This window comes from Enterobacter sp. BWH52, from assembly GCF_001037565.1.
Taxonomy (GTDB): Bacteria; Pseudomonadota; Gammaproteobacteria; order Enterobacterales; family Enterobacteriaceae; genus Enterobacter; species Enterobacter hormaechei_C.
The window spans coordinates 3,388,214-3,415,017 of record NZ_KQ089854.1; the positions used below are offsets into that span (position 1 = coordinate 3,388,214).

Genomic DNA, 26,804 nt, shown 5'->3' on the forward strand with positions numbered 1-26,804 from the left:
TACGCCCAGTAATTCCGATTAACGCTTGCACCCTCCGTATTACCGCGGCTGCTGGCACGGAGTTAGCCGGTGCTTCTTCTGCGGGTAACGTCAATCGACAAGGTTATTAACCTTATCGCCTTCCTCCCCGCTGAAAGTACTTTACAACCCGAAGGCCTTCTTCATACACGCGGCATGGCTGCATCAGGCTTGCGCCCATTGTGCAATATTCCCCACTGCTGCCTCCCGTAGGAGTCTGGACCGTGTCTCAGTTCCAGTGTGGCTGGTCATCCTCTCAGACCAGCTAGGGATCGTCGCCTAGGTGAGCCGTTACCCCACCTACTAGCTAATCCCATCTGGGCACATCCGATGGCAAGAGGCCCGAAGGTCCCCCTCTTTGGTCTTGCGACGTTATGCGGTATTAGCTACCGTTTCCAGTAGTTATCCCCCTCCATCAGGCAGTTTCCCAGACATTACTCACCCGTCCGCCACTCGTCAGCAAAGCAGCAAGCTGCTTCCTGTTACCGTTCGACTTGCATGTGTTAGGCCTGCCGCCAGCGTTCAATCTGAGCCATGATCAAACTCTTCAATTTAAGTTTGATGCTCTTGAATTAAACTTCGTAATGAATTACGTGTTCACTCAGAGACTTGGTATTCATTTTTCGTCCGAGGACGTTAAGAATCCATGTCGCTTTGAGTGCCCACACAGATTGTCTGATAAATTGTTAAAGAGCAGTGCCGCTTCGTTTTCGCTGCGGCGCGGGGTGTGCATATTACGCTTTCCCGCTTCAGAGTCAAGCGTTTATTTTGCTTTTCTCTGCTGACCCGGCGGCTTGCGTGCCGTTGTTCCGTGTCAGTGGAGGCGCATTATAGGGAGTTATTCTGAGGCTGCAAGTGCAAAGTGAAAATTATTTACCGACTGCTCACTTTCCAGGCAAAACACATCTCAGACATTAATTCTTGCCTGGTTTTTAAACAAAAACGAGCCGCAAGCGGCCCGTTTTTGCGTTTTGTGACTTACTGCACTGCCACAATTCGGTCTTCGTTGGCTTCCAGACGGATAACTTTGCCCGGAACCAGCTCCCCAGAGAGGATTTGCTGCGCCAGCGGGTTTTCGATCTGCTGCTGGATAGCACGTTTTAACGGACGCGCACCATAAACAGGATCGTAACCATTCTCGCTCAGCAGTTTCAGCGCATCGTCGGAAATGTGGATTTCATACCCACGCTCTTCCAGACGTTTGTACAGACGCTGCAACTGGATCTGCGCAATCGACGCAATGTGTTTCTCGCCCAGCGGATGGAACACGACCACTTCATCAATACGGTTGATGAACTCCGGACGGAAGTTTTGGCTGACCACACCCAGCACCAGATCTTTCATATGGCTGTAATCCAGCTCACCGAAGCGTTCCTGAATTAAATCGGAACCCAGGTTCGAGGTCATGATCACCACCGTGTTACGGAAGTCAACCGTTCTCCCCTGCCCGTCCGTCAGGCGTCCATCATCCAGTACCTGCAACAGGATGTTAAATACGTCAGGATGTGCCTTTTCCACTTCATCCAGCAGGATGACGGAATAAGGACGACGGCGAACCGCTTCCGTCAGATAACCGCCCTCTTCATAACCGACATATCCCGGAGGCGCACCGACCAGACGCGAGACGGCGTGTTTCTCCATAAACTCGGACATATCGATACGCACCATCGCGTCATCGCTGTCGAACATAAAGTTAGCCAGCGCTTTACACAGCTCGGTTTTACCGACACCGGTTGGCCCCAGGAACAGGAACGAGCCGATTGGACGATTCGGATCGGACAGCCCCGCACGGCTACGACGAATGGCGTTAGATACCGCTTCGACCGCTTCGTTCTGTCCAATGACGCGCTGATGCAGATCCTGCTCCATACGCAGCAGTTTCTCGCGTTCGCTTTCCATCATGCGAGCCACAGGAATACCCGTCCAGCGCGCCAGCACTTCGGCAATCTCGGCATCCGTCACTTTATTACGCAACAGACGCATGGTTTTGCCTTCTGATTGCGTGGCGATCTCGAGTTGTTTTTCCAGCTCAGGGATCTTGCCGTACTGTAGTTCGGACATCCGTGCCAGATCCCCTACGCGACGCGCCTGCTCAATGGCAATTTTAGCCTGCTCCAGCTCCGCCTTGATTGTCTGGGTGCCAGAGAGGGAGGCTTTCTCAGCTTTCCACTCTTCTTCCAGCTCAGAATACTGACGCTCTTTCTCGTCCAGTTCTTCGTTGAGCATATCAAGGCGTTTCTTGCTCGCTTCATCAGACTCTTTGTTCAGCGCCTGCTGTTCCAGCTTGAGCTGGATAATACGGCGATCGAGTCGGTCAAGCTCTTCCGGTTTCGAGTCAATCTGCATACGGATGCTGGACGCCGCTTCATCGATAAGGTCAATGGCTTTATCCGGCAACTGACGGTCGGCAATGTAACGATGCGAAAGCGTCGCCGCCGCAACGATGGCCGGGTCGGTGATCTGCACGTGATGGTGCAGCTCATAACGCTCTTTCAGACCACGCAAAATGGCGATGGTATCTTCAACGCTTGGTTCAGCGACAAACACCTTCTGGAAACGACGCTCCAGCGCGGCATCTTTCTCAATGTACTGACGATACTCGTCAAGCGTAGTGGCGCCGACACAGTGAAGTTCACCGCGCGCCAGAGCAGGTTTCAGCATGTTCCCGGCATCCATTGCGCCGTCAGCTTTACCCGCCCCCACCATGGTGTGCAGTTCGTCGATAAACAGGATGACGTTACCTTCTTGCTTCGCCAGATCGTTCAGCACGCCTTTCAGACGCTCTTCAAATTCACCGCGGTATTTCGCCCCGGCCACCAGCGCGCCCATATCCAGCGCCAGTACGCGACGGCCTTTCAGCCCTTCGGGCACTTCGCCATTAACGATACGCTGCGCCAGCCCTTCAACAATGGCGGTTTTACCGACGCCTGGCTCACCAATCAGCACCGGGTTGTTTTTGGTACGACGTTGCAGTACCTGGATTGTCCGGCGGATTTCTTCGTCGCGGCCGATCACCGGGTCAAGTTTGCCCTGCTCGGCACGTTCGGTCAGGTCGACCGTAAATTTCTTCAAAGCCTGACGTTGGTCTTCGGCTCCCTGGTCGTTCACGCTTTCACCTCCGCGCATTTTCTCAATCGCCTGGGTCACATTAGCGGTGGTTGCACCGGCGGATTTCAGCAGGTCGGTTAAGGTACCGCGTGATTCAAGCGCCGCCAGAACAAACAGCTCTGACGAAATAAAGTTGTCCCCACGTTTTTGCGCCAGCTTGTCGCAAAGGTTCAGCACGCGCACCAGATCCTGCGACGGCTGCACGTCGCCGCCGGTACCTTCGACCTGCGGTAAACGGCTCAGCGCCTGATCGATGGCGGTGCGTAACTGGCCGGCATTAATGCCAGCGGACGTTAATAACGGACGTACCGATCCCCCTTCCTGATTCAGCAAGGCGCTCATTAAATGAAGAGGTTCGATAAATTGGTTGTCGTGCCCCAGTGCGAGGGACTGGGCATCGGCGAGAGCAAGCTGGAATTTATTAGTAAGACGATCCAGACGCATAACTCCTCCCATAACAGGTCAAATTTGCTACTGGAGATTAAATGAGGTCATCCCTCAATTATTCAAGGTTAATAACCTGAATTATGTGAAAAGAAAACGGCGCGTACCGGATCGTCTTGATTCTTTAGGTTATATCAGCCAAATGAAACTTGCCATACGGCCTGTCGTCTTGTCGCGGCGATAGGAGAAAAAATCACCCTTTTCGGTGAAGGTACAGCGATCTCCGCCGAAGATTTGAGTCACACCGACGTTATTCAGGCGCTGGCGGGCAAGCTGGTAAATATCGGCCAGATATTTATCTCCGGAAGCCACAAACGCTTCGACCGCTTGCGGATCTTTTTCCATAAAGGCATCGCGCACTTCGGGCCCGACCTCAAATGCCTGCGGGCCAATCGCCGGGCCAAGCCAGGCGATAAGATTTGCAGAATCGTCCTGAAAGCAGGCGACGGTCTCTTCCAGCACGCCTTCGCACAGGCCTCGCCATCCGGCGTGGGCAGCAGCCACTTCAGTTCCTGCCTGATTGCAGAACAACACCGGCAGGCAATCAGCAGTCATCACCGCGCAAACCGTTCCCGGCGTATTGCTGTACGAAGCATCGGCGCGTTTAGACGCATAGGGCTCACCCGTCAGCTTCAGCACCGCTTTACCGTGCACCTGCTCAAGCCAGACCGGTTTTGAAGGAAGGTTTCCCGCAGCAAAGAGGCGTTTACGGTTCTCTTCAACGTGCTCCAGGTTATCGCCACAGTGCGCACCGAGGTTCAAAGACTCCCACGCGCCCTGGCTCACGCCACCGATACGGGTTGAACTACAGGCGGCCACGCCTTCAGGCAGTGGCCACTCCGGGACAATCAGTTTGGTCATAACCAGTCCACGTGATCCTTATGTTCTTCGAAATCTGCGCGCATCGCGTCGATAAGTTCCACCATATCCTGTGGGATCGGCGCATGCCATTCCATCTGAATTCCGGTGATTGGGTGGTAAAGACGCAGCATCGTCGCATGCAGCGCCTGGCGATCGAATTTACGCAGCACGGAGATGAATTCATCCGATGCGCCCTTTGGTGGACGCGGACGACCGCCGTAAACCGGGTCACCCACCAGCGGATGGGTAATATGCGCCATGTGCACGCGGATCTGGTGAGTACGCCCGGTTTCCAGGCGCAGACGCAGGCGGGTATGAATACGGAAATGTTCCATGATGCGGTAATGGGTTACCGCCGGTTTACCCATCGGGTGTACGGACATATGCGTACGCTTGGTTGGGTGACGGCTGATAGGCTCTTCCACCGTGCCGCCAGAGGTCATATGACCAATCGCCACCGCTTCATACTCACGGGTGATTTCGCGCAGTTGCAACGATTCCACCAGGCGAGTCTGGGCGGGAACCGTCTTCGCCACCACCATCAGACCCGTGGTGTCTTTATCCAGACGGTGAACAATACCGGCACGCGGTACGTCGGCAATCGGCGGATAATAATGAAGGAGTGCGTTAAGTACCGTACCGTCAGGATTGCCCGCGCCCGGGTGAACAACAAAGTCGCGCGGCTTGTTGATGACCAGAATGTCGTCATCTTCGTAGACGATATCCAGCGGGATATCCTGCGGCTCGAAGCGGATTTCCTCTTCGATTTCAGCATTGATGGCGACAGCTTCCCCACCAAACACTTTCTCTTTTGGTTTGTCCCAGATCTTGCCGTTTACCAGCACGCGCTGGTCAAGGATCCATTCTTTTATGCGTGAACGCGAATAATCAGGGAACAATTCGGCCAAAGCCTGATCTAAGCGTTGACCGAGCTGATTTTCGGAGACTGTTGCGGTGAGTTCTACTCGTTGTGCCATAAACTGCTTCTTCGTTTAACGTTGGGTTTTACGGCTTTGCCGTTTAATATAGTGTGCTATTGTAGCTGGTCTTAATCGGGAGCAGGAACTGAGTTTCTCCCGGACAAACATTTGAGGAAAGTCAAAACGTCATGACGCGCATGAAATATCTGGTGGCAGCGGCCACGTTGAGCCTGGCTTTGGTGGGCTGCTCCGGTTCGAATGAACAGGTCCCTGACAATCCGCCGAATGAAATCTATGCGACTGCACAACAAAAGTTGCAGGACGGTAACTGGAAACAGGCGATAACGCAACTGGAAGCGTTGGATAATCGCTATCCGTTTGGTCCGTATTCGCAGCAGGTACAGTTAGATCTTATCTACGCCTACTACAAAAATGCCGATCTGCCGCTGGCTCAGGCAACGATCGATCGTTTCATGCGTCTGAACCCTACCCATCCTAACATCGATTACGTGATGTACATGCGCGGCCTGACTAACATGGCGCTGGATGACAGTGCATTGCAGGGCTTCTTCGGGGTGGATCGTTCTGACCGTGACCCGCAACATGCGCGTGATGCTTTCAATGACTTCTCCAAACTGGTGCGTAGCTACCCGAACAGCCAGTACATTACCGATGCCACTAAGCGTCTGGTGTTCCTGAAAGATCGTCTGGCGAAATATGAGTACTCCGTTGCGGAATACTACACCCGCCGTGGCGCATGGGTTGCCGTGGTTAACCGTGTAGAAGGCATGCTGCGTGATTATCCGGATACCCAAGCCACGCGTGATGGCCTGAAGCTGATGGAAAATGCGTATCGCCAGATGCAGATGACGGCTCAGGCTGACAAAGTGGCGAAAATCATCGCCGCGAACAGCAGCAACACCTGATACCGCTACAACGCATAACGGCAGCCCGCGGGCTGCCGTTTTTTTATTCTTTCAGACTTACGCTGAAGCGGTTTAGCTTCAACATATCCATTCAACTATGACCGCAATTGTTGGCTTCGACAAGGTAAATCTCACCTCTTCCTGCCCTGCCTCACAAAAAAGATTCCCTGACAAAAACCGACAAAATAACGTGATATAAATCACACATTTTGACATTGGGTCGGGTATGCTGGAATCACCAAGACGGAAAGACAAGAGGTAAAATTTATGACAATGAACATTACCAGTAAACAAATGGAAATTACTCCGGCAATCCGCCAGCACGTCGCAGACCGTCTCGCCAAACTGGATAAATGGCAAACACATTTGATTAATCCACATATCATCCTGTCCAAGGAGCCGCAGGGTTTCATCGCTGATGCAACTATCAATACTCCAAACGGCCATCTGGTCGCCAGCGCAAAACACGAGGATATGTACACCGCAATTAACGATTTGATCAACAAGCTGGAACGGCAGCTCAATAAAGTGCAACACAAAGGTGAAGCACGTCGCGCCGCAACCTCGGTGAAAGACGCCAGCTTCGCGGAAGAAGTTGAAGAAGAGTAATCCTCTAAAATTGAGTGTACCGACAACGCGCCTTCGGGCGCGTTTTTTATTGACAGGATCAAAACAGTGCAGGTACTTTAACCCTATCAATTTCAGGATGACTTTATGAAACAGACGCCGTTTTTCTTCGCATTCTTTTTTACCTTCCCCTGACCGGGAGGCGTTTCGTCGTGTGATAAAGAATGCGAAGACGAACAACAAGGCCTCCCACACCGGGAGGCCTTTTTTATTGATAACGATAAAATGAGACAGACAACACTATGACACCGGAAAACCCGCTCCTGGATTTACGCGTAAAAATCAGTGCACTCGACGAAAAATTACTGGCCCTGCTGGCAGAACGCCGCGCACTCGCCGTTGAAGTGGGAAAAGCCAAGCTCGAGTCCCATCGGCCGGTGCGCGATATCGATCGCGAACGTGATTTACTGGAACGGTTGATTCAACTCGGCAAAGCGCATCATCTGGATGCGCACTACATCACCCGCCTGTTCCAGCTCATCATCGAAGACTCCGTTCTGACGCAACAGGCCCTGCTCCAGCAGCATCTGAACAAAACCAACCCGCACTCTGCTCGTATCGCTTTCCTCGGCCCGAAAGGGTCCTATTCTCACCTGGCGGCTCGCCAGTACGCAGCCCGCCATTTCGAAGAGTTTATTGAGAGCGGCTGCGCGAAATTTGCAGACATTTTCAACCAGGTCGAAACCGGCCAGGCAGATTACGCCGTGGTGCCTATTGAGAACACCAGTTCCGGCGCCATCAACGATGTTTACGATTTGCTCCAGCACACCAGCCTGTCGTTAGTCGGCGAGTTGACCATCCCTATCGATCACTGTGTGCTGGTCTCTGGCTCAACCGATCTGAGTCAGATCGAAACGGTGTACAGTCACCCGCAGCCGTTCCAGCAGTGCAGCCAGTTCCTGAACCGTTATCCGCACTGGAAAATTGAGTACACCGAAAGCACCTCGGCGGCGATGGAAAAAGTGGCGCAGGCAAACTCTCCTGCCGTCGCGGCTCTCGGTAGCGAAGCGGGCGGCGCGCTGTATGGCTTACAGGTGCTGGAACGCAATCTGGCCAACCAGACGCAGAATATCACCCGTTTCGTGGTTCTGGCCCGCAAGGCCATCAACGTGTCGGACCAGGTCCCGGCGAAAACCACCCTGTTGATGGCGACCGGCCAGCAGGCGGGTGCGCTGGTTGAAGCGCTGCTGGTGCTGCGTAATCACAACCTGATCATGACGAAGCTGGAATCCCGCCCAATACATGGCAACCCGTGGGAAGAGATGTTCTATCTCGACGTTCAGGCCAACCTGGAGTCTGCATCCATGCAGAAAGCCCTGCGCGAACTGGGCGAGATCACACGCTCCATGAAAGTGTTGGGCTGCTATCCGAGCGAAACCGTGGTCCCGGTCGATCCGGCTTAATGTTCGATAAAGCGGCTTTTCTTCATCCCTGCCACATTTACAGGCAGGGTGAAGATGGCACCGGAAAGCGGGTATTTCTCCAGCTCCTCCGCCTCCATATTTTCCCGCGTGGTGGTGATAAACAGCGTTTTCATATCGTCGCCGCCAAAGCAGACCATTGTCGGGCAGCGTACCGGCAGCCGGTGCTCTTCCAGCTGTTCGCCTTGCGGTGAAAACCGTGCGATACGCCAGCCGTCAAACAGTGCGCTCCAGTAGCAGCCTTCCTCATCCATTGCCGCACCGTCGGGAATACCGTCTCCCTCGCTAAACCGGCGAAACTCTTCGCGCTTACCGGGTTCCCCCTGCTCATCAAGCGGCGTACGGTAGATCACACCGTTCGGCGTATCAGAAGTAAACATCCACCGTTTGTCAGGACTAAACGCTAAACCGTTATGCCCCTGGATATCGCACTGGATCACTTTCGGCGTCAGGTCGTTGTCGATACGCATCAACATGGCCCCGTTATAATCTCCCGGCCCCCAGAACGTGCCCGCATAAAACCGTCCCTGATGGTCGGTGCCTCCATCGTTAAAGCGTGCAAGCTGCGGGTTGGACGGGTTATCGCAAACCTTACGCTGGAGCAGGCCGTGTTTATCGGTCAGCCAGATGGCATTTCGCATTGCGACGATAAATCCGCCGCGTTCACGCAGGGCAAAACACCCAACTTCTTCATGGAATGAGAGCACCGAGTGTTCCGCGGTGGGCAGATGGTACCGATGGATCTCCCCTTCCAGGATATCCGCCCAGTAGAGCGCCTTCTCTTCTGCACTCCACGTCGGGCATTCAGGCAGATGCCCGGTATAGTTCAACAGCAGCTGCGGTTCAGCCATGACAGTTCCCCAAAATGAAAAAAGCCAGCAATGCTGGCTTTCAGTATATACATCATTAGATTACTGGCGACTGTCATTTGCCTGGCGCAACAGCGTGCGGCTTTCACTCTGGAATCGCGTGGCGTAATCACCGAACCAGTGCTCCACTTTACGGAAACTGTCGATAAACGCTTGTTTATCGCCGTGTTCCAGCAAGGTGATCGCTTCGCCAAAACGCTGATAGTAGCGCTTGATCAGCGCCAGGTTATTTTCAGACGACATGATGATGTCGGCGTAAAGCTGTGGATCCTGGGCAAACAGTCGCCCCACCATCGCCAGCTCCAGACGATAGATTGGCGAGGAAAGCGCCAGCAATTGTTCAAGCTGAACGTTCTCTTCCGCCAGGTGCAGACCATAGGCGAAGGTTGCAAAGTGGCGCAGCGCCTGAATAAACGCCATGTTCTGATCGTGCTCAACCGCACTGATACGGTGCAAACGTGCCCCCCAGACCTGAATCTGTTCCAGGAACCACTGATACGCTTCCGGCTGACGACCGTCGCAGTAAACCACTACCTGCTTCGCCAGGCTGCCGCTGTCCGGGCCAAACATCGGGTGTAACCCAAGCACGGGCCCGGTGTGCGCCGCCAGCATTGCCTGTAGAGGACCATTTTTAACGGACGCCAGATCCACCAGAATGCAATCTTCCGGCAGCGGAGGAAGTTTCGCGATAATCTGCTCCGTCACATGAATCGGTACGCTGACGATAACCATTCCGGCATCCTTCATGAGTTCCGGTGCATGCGGCCAGTCCTCTTTTTCCAGGATGCGCACCTGATAGCCAGAAAGCGTCAGCATTTTTTCAAACAGACGCCCCATCTGGCCGCCGCCACCGACAATCACCACCGGACGCAGCGACGGACAGAGGGTTTTGAAGCCCTTGTCGTTTTCGCTGGAATAGGATTCCCGCATCACACGACGCAGGACATCTTCAATTAAGTCCGGTGAAACGCCCAGCGCCTGTGCCTCTTTACGGCGGGAGGCGAGCATAGAGGCCTCACGCTCCGGAACGTAAATTGGCAGGCCGTATTTGCTTTTAACTTCGCCGACCTCAGCAACCAGTGCCATGCGGCGCGCCAGCAGGTCCAGCAACGCCTTATCCACTTCATCAATTTGATCGCGTAATGCGGTCAATTCAGCAACCATAACTATCCTCTTATGCCAGACGCGTCGCCAGCTGGCCGTTCAAATCTTTGTGGATCTCACGCAGTAGCGCATCAGTGGTTTCCCAGCTGATGCAAGCATCCGTGACGGAGACGCCGGGCTTCATCGCGCTACGCGGCTGTTCCGATGACTGATTGCCTTCATGAATATTACTTTCAATCATCAGGCCGATAATTGAACGGTTACCATCTTTAATCTGTGCAATCACAGATTCTGCAACCGCAGGCTGGCGACGGTAATCTTTATTCGAATTACCATGACTGCAATCTACCATCAGCGCCGGACGCAGTCCCGCCTGTTCCATCTCTTTTTCACACTGCGCGACATCCGCCGGGCTGTAGTTTGGCGCTTTACCGCCGCGCAGGATCACATGCCCGTCCGGGTTGCCCTGAGTTTGCAGCAGGCATACCTGGCCCGCCTGGTTGATCCCGACAAAACGATGGGGCATAGCGGCGGCGCGCATGGCGTTAATCGCCGTAGCCAGGCTGCCGTCGGTACCGTTTTTAAAACCAACCGGCATAGACAGGCCAGACGCCATCTCGCGGTGGGTTTGCGACTCGGTGGTGCGCGCCCCAATCGCAGACCAGCTAAACAGATCGCCGAGGTACTGCGGGCTGTTCGGATCCAGCGCTTCGGTTGCCAGCGGCAGCCCCATGCTGACCAGCTCCACCAGCAGGCGACGCGCAATCTTCAGGCCCGCTTCCACATCAAACGAGCCATCCATGTGCGGATCGTTAATCAACCCTTTCCAGCCAACCGTAGTACGTGGCTTTTCAAAATAGACGCGCATCACCAGATAGAGGCTATCGCTGACCTCCTCCGCTAATGCTTTAAATCGACGAGCGTACTCAATGGCGGTTTCAGGATCGTGAATGGAGCAAGGACCACATACCACCAGCAGGCGCGGATCGCGGCCTGCGATAATGTCAGAAATGGTCTGGCGCGAGTGCTCAATCTGAGCTTCCTGCGCGACGCTCAGCGGGAATTCCGCCTTCAGTTGATCCGGGGTGATTAACACCTGTTCGTCAGTGATATGTACGTTGTTCAGCGCGTCTTTTTGCATGATTGCGATCCTGTCAAACTCGTTTGCGATAGTGGTTTTCCTCGAAGAGGTGACACAACGATATCACATCAAGTAAAGATTTCAATCCAAAATACGTACACATTACTTTACAGAAGCCCTTTAGTTGCAAAATTAATGGCCTAAAACCGTAAATTTAAAATTACACACGCACACTTGTAAGCCAGGCTATGCTCACAAAAAGGAGAATAGCCATGCGTTCAATTACTCTCATGTTGTTGTCGCTGATTTTGTCGGGTTGCCAGATCAATCCTTATACTTTTCAGCCTGGCTGGACCAGCCCGGACTGGTTCACTGCCGGTAAAGAAGACGCTATGAATGGTGTTCCGGTTAAAGATAACCAGGCGCTGGCCGATAGTTTTAATGACCCCCAGGTTGATCGAGGGGAATATCTTCGTGGCTACGCTGACGGACAGAAAAAAATATGCGAAGAGGGCTTTATTCACGCCTGGGGATTAGCGGGAAAATCATTTCCTGCCAGCTGCGATACAACTGAAAATGCAGTAAAACTGCATGAATCCTGGCAACAAGGATTGGATGAAAGTATGCGTTCCAGCAGGCTTAATTGAGCCTGCCTTAATTCCTCTGAATATAGCTCACTGTAAGATTTAGCTTAGGTCAAAACAGGGATATTTCTGACATAATGACGGCTTTGATAAACAATGGTATTCTGCCGACAATTCTTAAGGACATCTATTTCCGGGGCGGTTTGGCGGATTCTGATGAGAAATGCAATCTTGATCGCTTTGCTCCGACTCCCCCTGGCGCTAATGCTGTTCATTTTAGTGGCCCCTGCAAAGGCAGGCTCGTTCACTGAAACGGATAAATCAGTACGTTCGATTGTTTCTGGTATTGTGAGCTACACCCGATGGCCAGCACTGTCTGGCCAGCCTAAGCTCTGTATTTATGCCTCTTCCCATTACAGACAGGCGCTCAGCAGTGAAGATGAACACAACCCGTTGCCCTATAGTCCTGTCATTGTGCATAGCGATCGGGAAGCACTCACAGCAAGGTGCGATGCCCTCTATTTCGGGAGCGAGTCGCCAGCAAAACAACAGGAAATAATAAATCAATATCAGGACCAGGCGTTGCTATTAATGTCAGAACAAAATCCTGAATGCGTTATTGGCAGCGCATTTTGTCTGATAATAGAGCACAACCAGGTCAGGTTTTCCGTAAATCTGGATGCGCTGGCGCGCAGTGGCGTAAGAGTCAATCCGGATGTATTAATGCTCGCACGGAATAAGAAGCATGAATAAGGAAGTCGTACCAACACCGCGTCCGACGTTTAAAAGAACGTTGCGGCGAATCAGCATGATAAGCGTCATTATAACGATGACGTTTATATGGTTGCTGCTGTGTTTCGCTTCCGTGGTGACATTAAAGCAATACGCGCAAAAAAACCTCGAACTTACCGGCGCCACCATGAGCCACAGCCTTGAAGCCTCTCTGGTGTTCAACGATGCCATGGCAGCAAATGAAACGCTGGCGACCCTCGGCAAGCAGGGGCAGTTTGCCGTGGCGGAAGTGCTTAATGCACATCATAAACGGTTTGCCTGGTGGTCGTGGAACCCGGCGGATAATACCGACACGCTGGGCGCGCTGGTCAACCGGTGGCTGTTCCCTGTTCCTGTCGCACAGCCCATCATACATAACGGCAATGTGATTGGCGAAATTCGTCTGACCGCACGCGACAGCCTGATTAGCCACTTTATCTGGCTCTCGTTTGCAGTCCTCACCGGGTGCATTCTTTTTGCTTCTGCCGTCGCATTGACCATCACCCGCTCGCTACATCATGGCATGGTTGTTGAAATGCAAAACATCACTGACGTTGTGCATGACGTTCGCACCAACCGCAACTTTTCTCGCCGGGTAACAGAAGGCCGCATTGAAGAGTTCCACCAGTTTGGAGAAGACTTCAACAGCCTGCTGGATGAAATGGAAGAGTGGCAGCTCAAACTACAGGCGAAAAACGCTCAACTGTTGCGTACCGCCATGCACGATCCGCTCACGGGGCTTGCAAACCGCGCCGCGTTTCGCAACAACATTGCAGCATTAATGAATGACGCTTCGGCAAAAACCAATTCCGCCCTGCTATTTCTGGACGGTGATAACTTCAAGTTTATCAATGACACCTGGGGTCATGCCGCGGGTGACTGCGTTCTGATCGAAGCCGCAAAAAGGATGGTCGAATTTGGCGAAAAACGTCATCAGTCTTACCGTCTTGGCGGCGACGAATTTGCCATGATCCTTTACGGCGTCCACACCGCGCGTGAGGTCGAATATATTTGCGCTGCGCTATCGCAGCAATTTATCCGTCCGTTTGATCTGCATAACGGGCACACAGCATCAATGTCACTCAGCATTGGCTTTGCTCTGGCATGGGAAAATGCCTCCGTTGAGGCCTTACTGGAGCAAGCCGATCGCAATATGTATCTGGTCAAAAACCAGCGTTCGAAAACAATATCCTGAAAGGAAGACGATATGTTAAAGCGATATTTTGCGCCGTTGTTACTGGCATCACTGGCAATGTCCGGATGCCAGTCATCCCCTGAAGGGAAATTCACGCCAGAGCAAATCGCGGCCATGAAATCCTATGGCTTTAACGAACTGAATGGCGACTGGTCTCTGGGCCTGTCAGATAAGATCCTGTTTGATAAAAATGACGCCAGGCTGCGCCCGGAAAGTGAAACGCAGATCCAGACTATGGCCTCACGCCTGGCGGCAACCGGCCTGAACCACGCCCGGATGGATGGCCATACGGATAACTATGGCGAAGAGAGCTACAACGAAGCGCTTTCGTTAAAACGTGCCAATGTTGTGGCGGATGCCTGGGCGAAGGGCGCGAACATCCCGCGCAGCAACCTCACCACGCGGGGCTTAGGCAAAAAATACCCTGTCAGCAGCAACCGCACTGCACAGGGGCGCGCTGAAAACCGCCGGGTTGCGGTAGTCATCAGCACGCCTTAAGGCTATTTAACGGATGTTCCGGCGAGCGACACGCCTGAAACCGCTCGCCAGCGCAGCCAGTCAATCACAATAAAGACCACCAGACTGACGCCCATTACTGGCAACGCCAGCCCCAGCAGGAGGCTTATCAGGAACGTCACTCCCCTTCCCCACAGCGGCAATGCCAGCCAGCTTTGACAGAGCGTCTGTACCGGGTTCGCGGCTGACGTTGCAGGGCGACGCATCCACCACATCCGGTATCCCCAGATAATCAACACGCACAGCGCAACGCCAAACGCGATGAGCAGCAGCTGATTTGCCAGACCAAACAGGATCCCCATATGGAAATCCACGCCCCAGCGGGTGAGTTTAGCCATCAGCGGGAAATCCCCGAAGCGAGTGCTGTCCAGCACCTTCAGTGAGTGGGGATCCACGGCAACGGCATCAACCTGCGTCGGCCAGCGGCGATCGATTTCCGTCACCGTCCAGGCCTGGTCGTCCCTGCTTGCCGGGCGGATCTCAACCTTTTTCGCATCAATTCCTGACTGGCGGGCGGCCTGCAATACGCTGTCAAAAAGCGACAGTTCAACAGGCATTTCAGGCATCGTCATTCCCCCGTGATGACCACGATGTTCGGCGTGTTCATCCCTCATTTCCGGCGCACCGGAAAGGGTGGTATTTACCTGCGGCGTCAGCCAGTTCATCTCTGCACGCAGCTTATCGACGTTGCCACCGGCCCATTGTGACCAGGTTAACCCGGTGACTGAGAACAGCAGCATTCCCGTCAGTAACGTCCAGCCTAAGATCACATGCAGGCGACGACGATTCTGGAAACGATTGTTAATACGGCGCTTCGGTCGGGTGTAGAACCACAGCGCGATCCCGCCCAGGGCAGCAACCCACATCCACGAGGCGGCTAACTCGCTATAGAGGCGTCCGATGTTGCCCAGCATCAGCGAGGTATGCAGATAATCGATAGTCTGACGCAGCGGTAAAATCCCGCTGGTGCCGTACACAGTCATATCCCCTCGAACCTCAAGGCTGGCGGGATCAATAAAAATAGCCCGATGCTCGGAGGGACCCAGCGCCGGGTCGGCAAACATCACGCGGGTCGTTTCACCCTCTTCCAGCCCCGGACGAACAGCATGTAAACGCAGCGCTGAACCCACGGCCTTTTCTGCCACGGCAATTTGTTCAGCAAGAGGCTGCGCCTCACCAACGGCATCCGTGTGGAGTGCATAATGGTACAGCGCATTTTCAAGCTGCGGCGTGGCGACATACAGCGTACCGGTCAGCGCTGCGAAGAAGATAAACGGACCGACAAACAGCCCGATATAGAAATGGAGGCGACGCAGCAGGTTTCCCCATGCCGCGCGCGGAGTGCAGGTAGTCATACTTTTCCTTTTTAAGGCAAAAAGTGAGTGATTTTGTTTTAAAGGGAGAAAGCAGACCGACGCGGCGGCGCGCGGGTATCGGGGTAAAGCCAGGGGAAGAAGTGCCAGTGGCTGACCGCCTGACGAGGCGGCTTCACGCGCAGCCGCTGCAACACCACGCTGAGCAGAACGATAAGCGCCAGCATCACGCCCGGTACATGCGCTAACAGCACGCAGTAGCCGCATGCTTCAGCATGGTCAACTGGCATAGAATGCGGCATATCACCATGATGCTCGTCCACCGACATCATGCTCATGTCGTGGTGCATGCCCGGCATGGCGCTCATGGGATCTTTTTGCAGCGAGACGGAGATCAGCGGCGCCACGACGATCAGCAGGATCGCAAACAGCGCGGTCAATGCCGCTGTGCGTTTCCAGCTATGCTGATGCAGTACGTTATCCACTTACCCTCCACCCAAGAGGCGAACATTGTAAATGATTTATGACGGAAGGGTTAACGCGAGAGGTGCGATGGGATAAAAAAAGGGCCAGCCTTTCGGCCAGCCCTTTCTAACAGGATGTCGCTTAAGCGAATCTTAGTTCAGACGCTCTTTAATACGAGCAGACTTACCAGTACGCTCACGCAGGTAGTACAGTTTAGCTTTACGTACAGCACCACGACGTTTAACAGCAATGCTGTCAACTACCGGAGAGTGAGTCTGGAAGACACGCTCAACGCCTTCGCCGTTGGAAATTTTACGAACAGTGAATGCAGAGTGCAGACCGCGGTTACGAATAGCGATAACCACGCCCTCGAATGCCTGCAGACGTTTTTTGGAACCTTCAACAACCCATACTTTCACTTCCACGGTGTCACCTGGACGGAAGGAAGGTACGTCCTGCTTCATCTGCTCTTGTTCAAGTTGCTTAATAATGTTGCTCATAATTTAATCTCTTATCCTGGGTAAACTGATATTCGGGAGCGTATTACGCTTTCCCATCATGTTCATGCTGCTGGTGCGCGTGTTCAGTTTTGAACTCGGCCAGCAACTTTGCTTGCTCTTCAGTCAGAGCCAGGTTTTCCAGAAGTTCAGGTCTTCTAAGCCAGGTTCGGCCCAGCGACTGCTTCAAACGCCAGCGACGTATCTCGGCATGGTTTCCAGACAGTAACACTGCCGGGACTTCCATCCCTTCTAACACTTCAGGACGAGTATAGTGTGGACAGTCCAGCAACCCATCGGCAAAGGAATCTTCCGTTGCCGAAGCTTCATGGCCCAGAACCCCCGGAATAAACCGGGCGACAGAGTCAATCAGCGTCATTGCCGGTAACTCACCACCGCTGAGAACGTAATCGCCGATAGACCATTCTTCGTCAATCTCGGTTTGAATTACGCGCTCATCTATTCCTTCGTAGCGACCACAGACCAGAATCAGTTTTTGATTCGTCGCCAGTTCGCTCACGCCCGCTTGATCAAGCTTGCGTCCCTGAGGTGACAGATAAATCACCTTCGCGCCTTCACCTGCCGCGGCTTTTGCTGTGTGAATGGCGTCCCGTAAGGGTTGCACCATCATCAACATCCCCGGTCCGCCGCCGTAAGGACGATCGTCCACGGTACGGTGCCGGTCGTGCGTGAAGTCACGAGGACTCCAGCTCTGGATGCTCAGCAGGCCATTCTTTACTGCCCGGCCAGTTACCCCGTAATCGGTAATCGCGCGGAACATTTCAGGAAACAGGCTAATTATGCCAATCCACATAGCGCCGTCTTTTACCGTTTATCCGGAGAATTTAAAAACCAGGATCCCAATCTACTTCAATGGTTTGAGTAGTGAGATCGACTTTCTTGATAACCTGTCCATCGAGGAACGGAACCAACCGCTCCTTGATGCCAAATGCATCTTTCAGGTTTGCCTTAATGACGAGAACGTCATTTGACCCGGTTTCCATCATGTCGATGACTTTCCCCAGGCTGTAGCCTTCAGTGGTCACTACCTGGCAACCCATAAGGTCTTTCCAGTAGTAGTCACCCTCTTCCAGCTGCGGCAACTGCGACGAATCCACGACAATCTCACAATTAGTCAGCGCATTCGCGGCATTACGATCGTCAATGCCTTTCAGCTTGATGATGATGTCCTGATTGTGGTGACGCCAGCTTTCCAGCTCGACCTCTTCCCACTTACCGGCTTTCTGGATAAACCAGGGCTGGTAATCAAAAATGCTATCAGCGTCTTCAGTGGAGGAAAACACTCTGAGCCAACCACGGATACCGTAGCAAGAACCCATTTTTCCCAATACGATCGGTTCAACAGGTGCTTTATTGCTCATCATGACCACCGTGACAGATTAAGCTGCTTTGTTTGCTGCTTTGATCAGCGTAGCAACGCGATCGGAAACAGTAGCGCCCTGGCCAACCCAGTGAGCGATACGATCCAGATCCAGACGGGTTTCTTCTTCTGCGCCAGCGGCCAGTGGGTTGAAGAAACCAACGCGCTCGATGAAGCGACCGTTGCGTGCATTACGGCTGTCAGTCACAACAACCTGGTAGAACGGACGCTTTTTAGCGCCGTGACGTGCTAAACGAATAGTTACCATAACATCCTCTTGTGTGAATAAAACAACCGGGCCCCATCGAGGAACGGAGCCCGGGTGTCATATTAAAAGCCCGAAAATTTTACTCATTTTCGGGCAAAAAGCAATCTCAAAAGCGATTATCGCCCAGGAAAACCGGGCGGCATCATGCCTTTCATGCCGCGCATCATCTTCGCCATGCCGCCTTTCTTCATTTTCTTCATCATGCGCTGCATGTCGTCGAACTGTTTCAGAAGGCGGTTTACGTCCTGCACCTGCATGCCGCAACCGGCAGCGATACGGCGTTTACGGGAACCTTTGATGATTTCTGGCTTCGCGCGCTCTTTCAGCGTCATCGAGTTGATGATGGCCTCCATACGCACCAGCACTTTGTCATCCATCTGGGATTTGACGTTGTCCGGGATCTGGCCCATGCCTGGCAGTTTGCCCATCAGGCTTGCCATGCCGCCCATGTTTTTCATCTGACGCAGCTGCTCAAGGAAGTCGGTCAGATCGAAACCGTCACCTTTTTTCAGCTTGCTGGCGAGTTTTTCCGCCTGGGCGCGGTCAACCTTGCTTTCAATATCTTCGATCAGCGACAGCACGTCGCCCATGCCGAGGATACGGGAGGCAATACGATCCGGATGGAACGGCTCCAGCGCTTCGGTTTTCTCGCCCACGCCGAGGAACTTAATTGGCTTACCGGTAATATGACGAATAGACAGCGCCGCACCGCCGCGGGCATCGCCGTCGACTTTGGTCAGCACCACGCCGGTTAACGGCAGGGCTTCGTTAAACGCTTTTGCGGTGTTTGCCGCATCCTGACCGGTCATGGCGTCAACAACAAACAGGGTCTCTACTGGATTGATAGAGGCATGAACCTGCTTGATTTCGTCCATCATCGCTTCGTCAACGTGCAGTCGACCGGCGGTATCCACCAGCAGCACGTCGTAAAATTTCAGCTTCGCCTCTTTCAGCGCCGCGTTAACGATGTCGACAGGCTTCTGGGCCACGTCGGACGGGAAGAAGTCCACGCCAACCTGCTCGGCCAGCGTTTCCAGCTGTTTGATCGCCGCCGGGCGATACACGTCCGCCGACACCACCAGCACCTTTTTCTTGTGCTTTTCGCGCAGGAATTTCCCCAGCTTACCGACGCTGGTGGTTTTACCCGCACCTTGCAGACCCGCCATCAGCACGACGGCTGGCGGCTGAGCCGCCAGGTTAAGCACCTGGTTCTCTTCGCCCATCGCCGAAACCAGCTCGTTACGGACGATTTTGACGAACTCCTGACCCGGAGTCAGGCTCTTGTTCACTTCATGGCCAACCGCTTTCTCTTTCACGCGGTTGATAAAGTCACGCACGACCGGCAACGCGACGTCTGCTTCCAGCAGCGCCATACGCACTTCGCGCAGCGTTTCCTTGATGTTCTCTTCGGTGAGGCGTCCACGGCCGCTGATGTTGCGCAGCGTGCGCGACAAACGATCGGTTAAATTATCAAACATTGTCTCTCGCCTGGGGTAGAAACGTTAGGTCGCCTGGGCGACACATACACAGAATTTTGCCGGAGTATAACATGAAGGCGCCTTTGTTGTTATGCAACGGTTGGAGCAGGCGTCACGTAACGTTATACTGCTTCTCTTTCTTATTAAGACAACTGTCGACGCCTATATGCCTGTTTTCGCACTGATCGCCCTTGTTGCCTACTCTGTCAGCCTCGCGCTGATCATTCCTGGCCTGCTGCAAAAAAACAGCGGCTGGCGGCGCATGGCTATTCTTTCGGCAGTGATCGCACTGATTAGCCACGCCTTTGCGCTGGAATCACGCATTATCCCCGGCGACGGCAGCGTGCAAAATCTGAGCGTACTGAACGTCGGCTCGCTGGTCAGCCTGATGATCTGTACGGTCATGACCATTGTCGCGTCTAAAAACCGTGGCTGGCTGCTGCTGCCGATAGTCTACGCCTTTGCGCTGATCAATCTGGCGTTAGCCACGTTCATGCCCAATGAGTTTATTACTCACCTGGAAGCCACGCCGGGGATGCTGGTGCATATCGGCCTGTCGCTCTTTGCCTACGCGACGCTGATCATCGCCGCCCTTTACGCCATGCAGCTCGCCTGGATTGACTACCAGCTGAAAAATAAAAAGCTGGCGTTTAACCACGAAATGCCGCCGCTGATGGTGATTGAGCGTAAGATGTTCCACATCACCCAGGTCGGAGTGGTGCTGCTGACGCTCACGCTGTGCACAGGCTTGTTTTATATGAAGAACCTGTTCAGCGTGGAGAATATCGATAAAGCGGTGCTCTCCATCATCGCGTGGTTTGTCTATATTGTCCTGTTATGGGGCCATTATCATGAAGGCTGGCGCGGTCGCCGCGTGGTCTGGTTCAACGTCGCGGGTGCGGGCATTCTCACCCTTGCCTATTTTGGTAGCCGCTTCATACAGCAATTTGCTGGCTAAGTAACAAAAGGAGTTCCCCCTGGAACACATCTCTACCACCACGCTGATCGTCATTCTGGTCATCATGGTGGTCATCTCCGCTTATTTCTCTGGCTCTGAAACCGGCATGATGACGCTGAACCGCTACCGGTTACGTCATCGCGCCAAGCAGGGTAACCGTGCCGCGCGTCGTGTCGAAAAGCTTCTGCGTAAGCCGGACCGTCTGATTAGCCTGGTGCTTATCGGTAACAACCTGGTCAATATTCTCGCCTCTGCACTGGGCACCATCGTCGGGATGCGTCTGTACGGCAACGCAGGCGTGGCGATTGCCACAGGTGTGCTCACGTTTGTGGTACTGGTGTTTGCGGAAGTGCTGCCCAAAACCATCGCGGCGCTTTACCCGGAAAAAGTCGCCTACCCGAGCAGCTTCCTGTTAGCACCGCTGCTTATTCTGATGATGCCGCTGGTCTGGCTGCTGAATATGGTGACACGGGTGCTGATGCGCATGGTCGGTATAAAGGCAGACGTCACCATCAGTAGCGCGCTCAGCAAAGACGAACTGCGTACCATCGTGAACGAATCCCGCTCGCAGATCTCCCGCCGCAATCAGGACATGCTCCTGTCGGTGCTGGATCTGGAAAAGGTCAGCGTTGACGACATCATGGTGCCGCGCAATGAAATCGTCGGGATTGATATCAACGACGACTGGAAGGCCATTGTCCGCCAGCTGACGCACTCCCCGCACGGGCGTATCGTCCTCTATCGCGATTCTCTTGACGATGCCATCAGCATGCTGCGCGTGCGCGAGGCCTATCGCCTGATGACTGAGAAAAACGAGTTCACCAAAGAGGTAATGCTGCGCGCCGCCGACGAAATTTACTACGTGCCGGAAGGCACCCCACTCAGCACGCAGCTGGTGAAGTTCCAGCGCAACAAGAAGAAAGTCGGCCTGGTGGTGGATGAATACGGCGATATACAGGGGCTGGTGACGGTCGAAGATATTCTGGAAGAGATTGTCGGGGACTTTACCACCTCAATGTCGCCTTCCCTTGCGGAAGAAGTCACCCCGCAAAACGACGGGTCAGTGCTTATCGACGGCAGCGCCAACATTCGTGAAATCAATAAAGCGTTCAACTGGCATTTGCCGGAAGACGAAGCGCGGACGATGAACGGAATGATCCTGGAAGCGCTGGAAGAGATCCCGGCGGCAGGCACGCGCGTGCGCATTGAACAGTATGATATTGATATTCTGGACGTTCAGGACAACATGATTAAGCAGGTGAAGGTCCTGCCCGTTAAACCTTTACGCGAAAGTATCGCCGAGTAATGTTGTAGGCCGGGTGAGGCGAAGCCGCCACCCGGCACTACGGGTCGGCAAATTACGCTTTCGCTTTCGCCACGGTCACCATCGCAGCGCGAATAGTACGACCGTTCAGGGTATACCCTTTCTGCATCACGCCCAGCACGTTACCCGCGGCAACGTCTTCGGATTCCACCATCGCAATGGCCTGGTGAACGTTTGGATCCAGCGGTACATCCGTATCGGCAATCACTTCAACACCGAACTTACGCACCACATCCAGCATGGATTTCAGCGTCAGCTCAATGCCTTCAATCATCGCCGCGTTATCCGGGTTAGCTTTATCCGCCACTTCCAGCGCGCGATCCAGGCTGTCGATCACCGGAAGCAGTTCGTTGACGAATTTCTCCAGCGCAAATTTGTGCGCCTTTTCAACGTCCAGCTCGGTACGACGGCGCAGGTTTTCCATTTCCGCTTTGATACGCAGTACGCCATCGCGTTCGCGATTCTGCGCTTCTACCAACTGAGCTTCCAGGTTGGCAATTTTTTCATCGCGCGGGTCCACCTGCTCAGCAGACGTGTCTGGCTCTACTGCCTCAACTTCATCGTGCTGTTCCGTGATAATTTCTTCAGGGGCTTGCCCCTCAGGCGTTTTCTGTTCTTTACTACTCATGAATTTCTCCGCGTTTTTCTGCATTCATCTCGCTAACTTCGCTTATTATGGGGATCAGTTTCCTGGATTCAAGGGAACAAGGCAGATTGTCATCATTCATCAGGCACAAGGACCTCCAGAAAATGAATAATCATTTCAGGTGTATTGGGATCGTCGGCCATCCGCGTCACCCTACCGCATTGACGACACATGAAATGTTGTATCGCTGGCTGTGTGGTAAAGGCTATGAAGTGATGGTCGAGCAGCAGATTGCCCAGGAGTTGCAGCTTAAAAGCGTCAGAACCGGCACGCTGGCGGAAATTGGCCAGCAGGCGGATCTCGCCGTGGTGGTCGGTGGCGACGGCAATATGCTGGGCGCGGCGCGAACGCTGGCTCGCTATGATATTAAGGTTATTGGTGTTAACCGTGGCAATCTCGGTTTCCTTACCGACCTCGACCCGGACAATGCGCAGCAGCAGCTGGCGGACGTGCTGGAAGGCCACTATATCAGTGAAAAACGGTTTTTGCTGGAAGCCCAGGTGTGTCAGCAGGACTGCCAGAAGCGCATCAGCACCGCCATTAACGAGGTGGTTCTCCACCCCGGTAAAGTGGCGCACATGATCGAATTCGAAGTCTATATCGACGAAATCTTCGCTTTCTCGCAGCGGTCTGACGGGCTGATTATTTCAACCCCGACGGGGTCCACCGCCTACTCGCTTTCAGCCGGAGGTCCAATCCTTACGCCATCGCTGGATGCCATTACCCTGGTGCCGATGTTCCCGCATACGCTCTCGGCGCGTCCGCTGGTGATCAACGGCGACAGCACCATCCGCCTGCGTTTTTCTCATCGCCGCAGCGATCTGGAGATCAGCTGCGACAGTCAGATTGCGCTCCCCATTCAGGAAGGTGAAGATGTCCTCATTCGCCGCTGCGATTACCACCTGAACCTCATTCACCCAAAAGATTACAGCTATTTCAACACATTAAGCTCCAAGCTCGGCTGGTCAAAAAAATTGTTCTGATTTTGCATCCAGCACTTTACTGTATATAAAACCAGTTTATACTGTATACAAACACAGTTATGGTTTTTCATACAGGAAAACAATTATGCTGGCACAACTGACCATCAGCAACTTTGCCATTGTTCGTGAGCTTGAGATCGACTTCCATAGCGGAATGACGGCGATTACCGGTGAAACCGGTGCAGGTAAATCCATTGCCATTGATGCCCTCGGCTTGTGCCTCGGTGGTCGTGCAGAGGGGGATATGGTGCGCACAGGCGCCGCCCGTGCCGATCTCTGCGCCCGCTTCTCGTTAAAAGACACACCTGCCGCCCTGCGCTGGCTGGAAGCAAACCAGCTCGAAGACGGACGTGAGTGTTTACTTCGCCGCGTCATCAGCAGCGATGGCCGCTCCCGTGGTTTTATCAATGGTACAGCGGTTCCCCTCTCCCAGCTTCGCGAGCTGGGCCAGCTGCTCATCCAGATCCATGGTCAGCATGCGCACCAGCAGTTAATCAAACCCGAACAACAAAAAGCCCTGCTTGATGGCTACGCAGGTGAGTACGCGCTTACTCAACTCATGGCGGAGCACTATCGTCAGTGGCATCAAAGCTGCCGCGAACTTGCGCAGCATCAGCAGCAAAGCCAGGAGCGTACCGCGCGCGCCGAGCTGCTGGAATATCAACTGAAAGAGCTGAACGAATTTAACCCGCAGGCGGGTGAATTTGAGCAAATCGACGAAGAGTACAAGCGTCTGGCCAACAGCGGTCAGCTGCTCTCCACCAGCCAGACTGCCCTTAACATGCTGGCGGATGGCGAAGACGTGAATTTGCAGAGCCAGCTGTACAACGTGCGTCAGCTTGTGACCGAACTGACCGGCATGGACAATAAGCTTTCTGGCGTACTGGAAATGCTGGAAGAGGCCGCGATTCAGATTTCAGAAGCCGGGGATGAGCTGCGCCACTACTGTGAACGTCTGGATCTCGATCCGAACCGTCTGTTCGAGCTTGAGCAACGCATCTCCCGTCAGATTTCACTGGCGCGTAAGCATCACGTTACCCCGGAAGAGCTGCCGAATTACTATCAGTCTCTGCTGGAGGAACAGCAGCAGTTGGACGATCAGGCCGATTCCCTTGAAACCTTGTCTCTGGCGGTTAATCTGCATCATCAGCAGGCGCTGGAAACGGCGAAACGGCTGCACGACGTGCGGCAACACTATGCGCAGGAGCTTAGCCAGCACATTACCGACAGCATGCATACGCTGGCGATGCCGCATGGGGTGTTCACCATAGATGTTCGCTTTGAAGAGAATCACCTGACGGCGGAAGGCGCAGACCGCGTAGAATTCCGCGTCACCACCAACCCGGGCCAGCCTTTGCAGGCAATTTCGAAAGTGGCTTCCGGTGGTGAACTGTCGCGTATCGCCCTGGCCATTCAGGTGATTACCGCCCGTAAAATGGAAACCCCGGCGTTGATTTTCGATGAAGTGGATGTGGGTATCAGCGGCCCGACTGCGGCCGTTGTCGGCAAACTGCTGCGTCAGTTGGGTGAATCGACGCAGGTCATGTGTGTGACTCACCTGCCGCAGGTCGCCGGATGTGGTCATCACCACTTTATCGTCAGCAAGGAAACCGATGGTGAAATGACGGAAACGCACATGAAGCCGCTGGATAAACGCTCACGCTTGCAGGAGCTGGCACGCTTGCTCGGTGGCAGTGAAGTCACTCGCAATACCCTCGCGAATGCGAAAGAACTGCTGGCGGCATAAACTTTTTCGGGATCTCAGGGTCATACAGAACAACAAAAACGCCGCCAGACCGGTTTCAAAGTGGGGCAAGGTCTATTATCATCGGCATATTACATATGAGCCGCGTACTGCTCGGGCCCGAAAAGGAATCAAATCACTATGCGCTGTAAAACGCTGACCGCTGCCGCAGCGGTTCTTCTGATGTTGACCGCAGGCTGTTCCACTCTGGAGAAAGTGGTTTACCGTCCTGACATCAACCAGGGGAACTACCTTACCCCTAACGATGTGTCCAAAATCCGCGTGGGTATGACACAACAGCAGGTCGCTTATGCCCTGGGAACCCCGATGATGTCCGATCCCTTCGGCACAAACACCTGGTTCTATGTATTCCGCCAGCAGCCTGGTCATGAAGATGTAACCCAGCAAACCCTGACGCTGACCTTCAGCAGTGCCGGCGTGCTGACCAACATCGACAACAAGCCTGCCCTGACCAAATAATCAGGCGTCAGCAACGCAAAAAGGTGCTCAATGAGCACCTTTTTTGTGTACATTTATTTGGCTACTTACCGGATTTCTCTGCTCGCTGACGGCGCAACTCTTTCGGGTCGGCAATCAGAGGACGATAGATTTCAACCCTGTCGCCCTCTTTCAGCACATCACCGAGCTTAACCGGACGGCTATAAATGCCGACTTTATTCTTCGCCAGGTCAATATCACGGCGAAGTTCAAGGATGCCGGAGGCCCGGATAGCCGCCTCAACGGTGGCGCCCTCTTCAAGCGTCACGCGCTGCAAATACTGCTTCTCCGGCAGCGCATACACCACCTCAACAGCAATCTTATGCGACACTGTAAACCTCTTTGGCGCGCGTGGTGAACGCCTGAACCATATTCGAGGCCAGCTCTTTAAAGATTCGGCCAAACGCCAGTTCGATCAGCTTATTGGTAAATTCAAAATCCAGATGAAACTCAATGCGGCAGGCGTCAGCGCTCAGTGGCGTAAACTTCCACCCTCCCATCAGTTTTTTAAACGGACCATCCACCAGATGCATCAAAATACTCTGATTGCTCGTCAGGGTATTGCGCGTGGTGAACGTTTTGCTGATCCCCGCTTTGGAGACATCCACGGCCGCAGTCATCTGCGTCGGGCCGGATTCCAGCACTCGGCTACCGGTGCATCCTGGAATAAATTCCGGATAGGACTGAACGTCGTTCACTAACTGATACATTTGTTCCGCGCTGTAGGGAACAAGCGCAGTACGGCTAATCTGAGGCATAGCATTTTCCATGGTCACACAACAGACAAATAATAACATTTATCAC

29 protein-coding genes and 2 other annotated features are annotated in these 26,804 nt (G+C 53.7%); of the genes, 13 read left to right on the forward strand and 16 right to left on the reverse strand.

The genetic code is table 11. The annotated features are described in order from the left end of the window. Positions 1–572: a sequence feature (16S ribosomal RNA rRNA prediction is too short), on the reverse strand. A 424-nt stretch (positions 573–996) separates the two neighbouring features. The 3 genes from clpB to rluD all read right to left on the reverse strand — a co-directional run bounded on the left by clpB (position 997) and on the right by rluD (position 5,408). Further along, positions 997–3,570: an ATP-dependent chaperone ClpB gene (clpB, locus tag SK47_RS15965; protein ID WP_003863168.1), complete on the reverse strand. Its 2,574-nt coding sequence runs from the start codon at positions 3,568–3,570 to the stop codon at positions 997–999. Between the two features lie 129 nt (positions 3,571–3,699). Continuing rightward, positions 3,700–4,431: a purine nucleoside phosphorylase YfiH gene (gene yfiH, locus SK47_RS15970; protein ID WP_003863167.1), complete on the reverse strand. Its 732-nt coding sequence runs from the start codon at positions 4,429–4,431 to the stop codon at positions 3,700–3,702. Then, positions 4,428–5,408 (reverse strand): 23S rRNA pseudouridine(1911/1915/1917) synthase RluD, encoded by a 981-nt coding sequence (gene rluD / locus SK47_RS15975; protein ID WP_003863165.1) that lies wholly within the window; start codon positions 5,406–5,408, stop codon positions 4,428–4,430. The genes yfiH and rluD overlap by 4 nt, the downstream gene beginning before the upstream one ends. Positions 5,409–5,539: 131 nt before the next feature. On the opposite strand from rluD, the gene bamD reads away from it, so the two are divergent. The 4 genes from bamD to pheA all read left to right on the forward strand — a co-directional run bounded on the left by bamD (position 5,540) and on the right by pheA (position 8,307). Continuing rightward, positions 5,540–6,277: an outer membrane protein assembly factor BamD gene (gene bamD / locus SK47_RS15980; protein ID WP_003863164.1), complete on the forward strand. Its 738-nt coding sequence runs from the start codon at positions 5,540–5,542 to the stop codon at positions 6,275–6,277. Between the two features lie 267 nt (positions 6,278–6,544). Further along, positions 6,545–6,886: a ribosome-associated translation inhibitor RaiA gene (gene raiA / locus SK47_RS15985; RefSeq protein ID WP_003863162.1), complete on the forward strand. Its 342-nt coding sequence runs from the start codon at positions 6,545–6,547 to the stop codon at positions 6,884–6,886. A 104-nt stretch (positions 6,887–6,990) separates the two neighbouring features. Continuing rightward, positions 6,991–7,116 (forward strand) — a sequence feature (Phe leader region). Further along, positions 6,992–7,039: a pheA operon leader peptide PheL gene (gene pheL / locus SK47_RS24000; RefSeq protein WP_100229775.1), complete on the forward strand. Its 48-nt coding sequence runs from the start codon at positions 6,992–6,994 to the stop codon at positions 7,037–7,039. It overlaps the preceding feature by 48 nt. Positions 7,117–7,146: 30 nt before the next feature. Next, on the forward strand, positions 7,147–8,307 hold the full coding sequence (pheA, locus tag SK47_RS15990) for a bifunctional chorismate mutase/prephenate dehydratase (protein ID WP_003863160.1): 1,161 nt from the start codon (positions 7,147–7,149) through the stop codon (positions 8,305–8,307). Here the strand turns inward: pheA and SK47_RS15995 are convergent. The 3 genes from SK47_RS15995 to aroF are packed head-to-tail and all read right to left on the reverse strand — an operon-like array spanning position 8,304 to position 11,439. Beyond that, positions 8,304–9,176 (reverse strand): SMP-30/gluconolactonase/LRE family protein, encoded by an 873-nt coding sequence (locus SK47_RS15995; protein WP_032609874.1) that lies wholly within the window; start codon positions 9,174–9,176, stop codon positions 8,304–8,306. The genes pheA and SK47_RS15995 overlap by 4 nt on opposite strands. A 60-nt stretch (positions 9,177–9,236) precedes the next feature. Further along, a complete protein-coding gene (tyrA, locus tag SK47_RS16000; protein WP_022649060.1) occupies positions 9,237–10,358 on the reverse strand; it encodes a bifunctional chorismate mutase/prephenate dehydrogenase in 1,122 nt (373 codons plus the stop codon). A gap of 10 nt (positions 10,359–10,368) precedes the next feature. After that, positions 10,369–11,439: a 3-deoxy-7-phosphoheptulonate synthase AroF gene (gene aroF, locus SK47_RS16005; RefSeq protein WP_006811632.1), complete on the reverse strand. Its 1,071-nt coding sequence runs from the start codon at positions 11,437–11,439 to the stop codon at positions 10,369–10,371. Positions 11,440–11,651: 212 nt separating this feature from the next. On the opposite strand from aroF, the gene SK47_RS16010 reads away from it, so the two are divergent. The 4 genes from SK47_RS16010 (at position 11,652) to SK47_RS16025 (ending at position 14,427) form a co-directional block, all read left to right on the forward strand. After that, positions 11,652–12,026 (forward strand): DUF2799 domain-containing protein, encoded by a 375-nt coding sequence (locus SK47_RS16010; protein ID WP_003863151.1) that lies wholly within the window; start codon positions 11,652–11,654, stop codon positions 12,024–12,026. Positions 12,027–12,179: 153 nt separating this feature from the next. Next, complete coding sequence (locus SK47_RS16015; protein WP_023323613.1) at positions 12,180–12,716, forward strand: regulatory sequestration protein YfiR; 537 nt, start codon at positions 12,180–12,182, stop codon at positions 12,714–12,716. Then, on the forward strand, positions 12,709–13,929 hold the full coding sequence (dgcN, locus tag SK47_RS16020; RefSeq protein WP_023323614.1) for a diguanylate cyclase DgcN/YfiN: 1,221 nt from the start codon (positions 12,709–12,711) through the stop codon (positions 13,927–13,929). Before SK47_RS16015 ends, dgcN begins: the two co-directional genes overlap by 8 nt. 12 nt (positions 13,930–13,941) lie before the next feature. Then, positions 13,942–14,427, forward strand: a complete 486-nt coding sequence (locus tag SK47_RS16025; protein WP_003863144.1) for an OmpA family protein — start codon at positions 13,942–13,944, stop codon at positions 14,425–14,427. 2 nt (positions 14,428–14,429) lie between these two features. On the opposite strand, the gene SK47_RS16030 is transcribed toward SK47_RS16025, so the two are convergent. The 7 genes from SK47_RS16030 to ffh form a co-directional block, all read right to left on the reverse strand. Continuing rightward, complete coding sequence (locus SK47_RS16030) at positions 14,430–15,800, reverse strand: PepSY-associated TM helix domain-containing protein (RefSeq protein ID WP_023314689.1); 1,371 nt, start codon at positions 15,798–15,800, stop codon at positions 14,430–14,432. Between the two features lie 38 nt (positions 15,801–15,838). Next, a complete protein-coding gene (locus tag SK47_RS16035; RefSeq protein WP_046621127.1) occupies positions 15,839–16,243 on the reverse strand; it encodes a DUF2946 domain-containing protein in 405 nt (134 codons plus the stop codon). A gap of 132 nt (positions 16,244–16,375) precedes the next feature. Continuing rightward, entirely contained in the window at positions 16,376–16,723 is a 348-nt protein-coding gene (gene rplS / locus SK47_RS16040) for a 50S ribosomal protein L19 (RefSeq protein ID WP_002914145.1), read from the reverse strand. A gap of 43 nt (positions 16,724–16,766) precedes the next feature. Beyond that, positions 16,767–17,534, reverse strand: coding sequence for a tRNA (guanosine(37)-N1)-methyltransferase TrmD (gene trmD / locus SK47_RS16045; RefSeq protein ID WP_003863138.1), 768 nt, complete (start codon positions 17,532–17,534; stop codon positions 16,767–16,769). 31 nt (positions 17,535–17,565) lie between these two features. Then, positions 17,566–18,105 (reverse strand): ribosome maturation factor RimM, encoded by a 540-nt coding sequence (gene rimM / locus SK47_RS16050; RefSeq protein ID WP_048244661.1) that lies wholly within the window; start codon positions 18,103–18,105, stop codon positions 17,566–17,568. Between the two features lie 15 nt (positions 18,106–18,120). Continuing rightward, entirely contained in the window at positions 18,121–18,369 is a 249-nt protein-coding gene (gene rpsP / locus SK47_RS16055) for a 30S ribosomal protein S16 (RefSeq protein WP_003863133.1), read from the reverse strand. Between the two features lie 116 nt (positions 18,370–18,485). Continuing rightward, complete coding sequence (gene ffh / locus SK47_RS16060) at positions 18,486–19,847, reverse strand: signal recognition particle protein (protein WP_003863132.1); 1,362 nt, start codon at positions 19,845–19,847, stop codon at positions 18,486–18,488. Between the two features lie 166 nt (positions 19,848–20,013). Between ffh and SK47_RS16065 the strand changes: the two genes are divergently transcribed. Continuing rightward, on the forward strand, positions 20,014–20,805 hold the full coding sequence (locus SK47_RS16065; RefSeq protein WP_003863130.1) for a cytochrome C assembly family protein: 792 nt from the start codon (positions 20,014–20,016) through the stop codon (positions 20,803–20,805). 19 nt (positions 20,806–20,824) lie between these two features. Beyond that, entirely contained in the window at positions 20,825–22,111 is a 1,287-nt protein-coding gene (locus SK47_RS16070; RefSeq protein ID WP_026094274.1) for an HlyC/CorC family transporter, read from the forward strand. 52 nt (positions 22,112–22,163) lie between these two features. Here SK47_RS16070 and grpE read toward each other — a convergent pair whose 3' ends face one another. Further along, positions 22,164–22,757, reverse strand: a complete 594-nt coding sequence (gene grpE / locus SK47_RS16075) for a nucleotide exchange factor GrpE (protein ID WP_003863126.1) — start codon at positions 22,755–22,757, stop codon at positions 22,164–22,166. A 122-nt stretch (positions 22,758–22,879) separates the two neighbouring features. On the opposite strand from grpE, the gene nadK reads away from it, so the two are divergent. The 3 genes from nadK (at position 22,880) to bamE (ending at position 25,982) form a co-directional block, all read left to right on the forward strand. Continuing rightward, complete coding sequence (gene nadK, locus SK47_RS16085) at positions 22,880–23,758, forward strand: NAD(+) kinase (protein ID WP_003863124.1); 879 nt, start codon at positions 22,880–22,882, stop codon at positions 23,756–23,758. A gap of 85 nt (positions 23,759–23,843) precedes the next feature. Beyond that, the gene (gene recN / locus SK47_RS16090; RefSeq protein ID WP_023314691.1) at positions 23,844–25,505 is read left to right on the forward strand and encodes a DNA repair protein RecN; all 1,662 of its coding nucleotides are present in this window, start codon (positions 23,844–23,846) and stop codon (positions 25,503–25,505) included. Positions 25,506–25,643: 138 nt separating this feature from the next. Further along, positions 25,644–25,982 (forward strand): outer membrane protein assembly factor BamE, encoded by a 339-nt coding sequence (gene bamE / locus SK47_RS16095; protein ID WP_003863121.1) that lies wholly within the window; start codon positions 25,644–25,646, stop codon positions 25,980–25,982. Between the two features lie 61 nt (positions 25,983–26,043). Here bamE and SK47_RS16100 read toward each other — a convergent pair whose 3' ends face one another. Further along, the gene (locus tag SK47_RS16100) at positions 26,044–26,331 is read right to left on the reverse strand and encodes an RnfH family protein (protein ID WP_003863119.1); all 288 of its coding nucleotides are present in this window, start codon (positions 26,329–26,331) and stop codon (positions 26,044–26,046) included. Beyond that, positions 26,321–26,758 carry a type II toxin-antitoxin system RatA family toxin gene (locus SK47_RS16105; RefSeq protein ID WP_003863117.1) on the reverse strand — a complete coding sequence of 146 codons (438 nt, stop codon included), beginning with the start codon at positions 26,756–26,758 and terminating at the stop codon, positions 26,321–26,323. The genes SK47_RS16100 and SK47_RS16105 overlap by 11 nt, the downstream gene beginning before the upstream one ends. Between the last annotated feature and the right edge of the window lie 46 nt (positions 26,759–26,804).

Coding starts and splice junctions, on each gene's coding strand:
- clpB (WP_003863168.1), bottom strand. CDS start 3,570: ATGCGTCTGGATCGTCTTACTAATAAATTCCAGCTTGCTCTCGCCGAT.
- yfiH (WP_003863167.1), bottom strand. CDS start 4,431: ATGACCAAACTGATTGTCCCGGAGTGGCCACTGCCTGAAGGCGTGGCC.
- rluD (WP_003863165.1), bottom strand. CDS start 5,408: ATGGCACAACGAGTAGAACTCACCGCAACAGTCTCCGAAAATCAGCTC.
- bamD (WP_003863164.1), top strand. CDS start 5,540: ATGACGCGCATGAAATATCTGGTGGCAGCGGCCACGTTGAGCCTGGCT.
- raiA (WP_003863162.1), top strand. CDS start 6,545: ATGACAATGAACATTACCAGTAAACAAATGGAAATTACTCCGGCAATC.
- pheA (WP_003863160.1), top strand. CDS start 7,147: ATGACACCGGAAAACCCGCTCCTGGATTTACGCGTAAAAATCAGTGCA.
- SK47_RS15995 (WP_032609874.1), bottom strand. CDS start 9,176: ATGGCTGAACCGCAGCTGCTGTTGAACTATACCGGGCATCTGCCTGAA.
- tyrA (WP_022649060.1), bottom strand. CDS start 10,358: ATGGTTGCTGAATTGACCGCATTACGCGATCAAATTGATGAAGTGGAT.
- aroF (WP_006811632.1), bottom strand. CDS start 11,439: ATGCAAAAAGACGCGCTGAACAACGTACATATCACTGACGAACAGGTG.
- SK47_RS16010 (WP_003863151.1), top strand. CDS start 11,652: ATGCGTTCAATTACTCTCATGTTGTTGTCGCTGATTTTGTCGGGTTGC.
- SK47_RS16015 (WP_023323613.1), top strand. CDS start 12,180: ATGAGAAATGCAATCTTGATCGCTTTGCTCCGACTCCCCCTGGCGCTA.
- dgcN (WP_023323614.1), top strand. CDS start 12,709: ATGAATAAGGAAGTCGTACCAACACCGCGTCCGACGTTTAAAAGAACG.
- SK47_RS16025 (WP_003863144.1), top strand. CDS start 13,942: ATGTTAAAGCGATATTTTGCGCCGTTGTTACTGGCATCACTGGCAATG.
- SK47_RS16030 (WP_023314689.1), bottom strand. CDS start 15,800: ATGACTACCTGCACTCCGCGCGCGGCATGGGGAAACCTGCTGCGTCGC.
- rplS (WP_002914145.1), bottom strand. CDS start 16,723: ATGAGCAACATTATTAAGCAACTTGAACAAGAGCAGATGAAGCAGGAC.
- trmD (WP_003863138.1), bottom strand. CDS start 17,534: ATGTGGATTGGCATAATTAGCCTGTTTCCTGAAATGTTCCGCGCGATT.
- rimM (WP_048244661.1), bottom strand. CDS start 18,105: ATGATGAGCAATAAAGCACCTGTTGAACCGATCGTATTGGGAAAAATG.
- rpsP (WP_003863133.1), bottom strand. CDS start 18,369: ATGGTAACTATTCGTTTAGCACGTCACGGCGCTAAAAAGCGTCCGTTC.
- ffh (WP_003863132.1), bottom strand. CDS start 19,847: ATGTTTGATAATTTAACCGATCGTTTGTCGCGCACGCTGCGCAACATC.
- SK47_RS16065 (WP_003863130.1), top strand. CDS start 20,014: ATGCCTGTTTTCGCACTGATCGCCCTTGTTGCCTACTCTGTCAGCCTC.
- grpE (WP_003863126.1), bottom strand. CDS start 22,757: ATGAGTAGTAAAGAACAGAAAACGCCTGAGGGGCAAGCCCCTGAAGAA.
- nadK (WP_003863124.1), top strand. CDS start 22,880: ATGAATAATCATTTCAGGTGTATTGGGATCGTCGGCCATCCGCGTCAC.
- recN (WP_023314691.1), top strand. CDS start 23,844: ATGCTGGCACAACTGACCATCAGCAACTTTGCCATTGTTCGTGAGCTT.
- bamE (WP_003863121.1), top strand. CDS start 25,644: ATGCGCTGTAAAACGCTGACCGCTGCCGCAGCGGTTCTTCTGATGTTG.
- SK47_RS16105 (WP_003863117.1), bottom strand. CDS start 26,758: ATGCCTCAGATTAGCCGTACTGCGCTTGTTCCCTACAGCGCGGAACAA.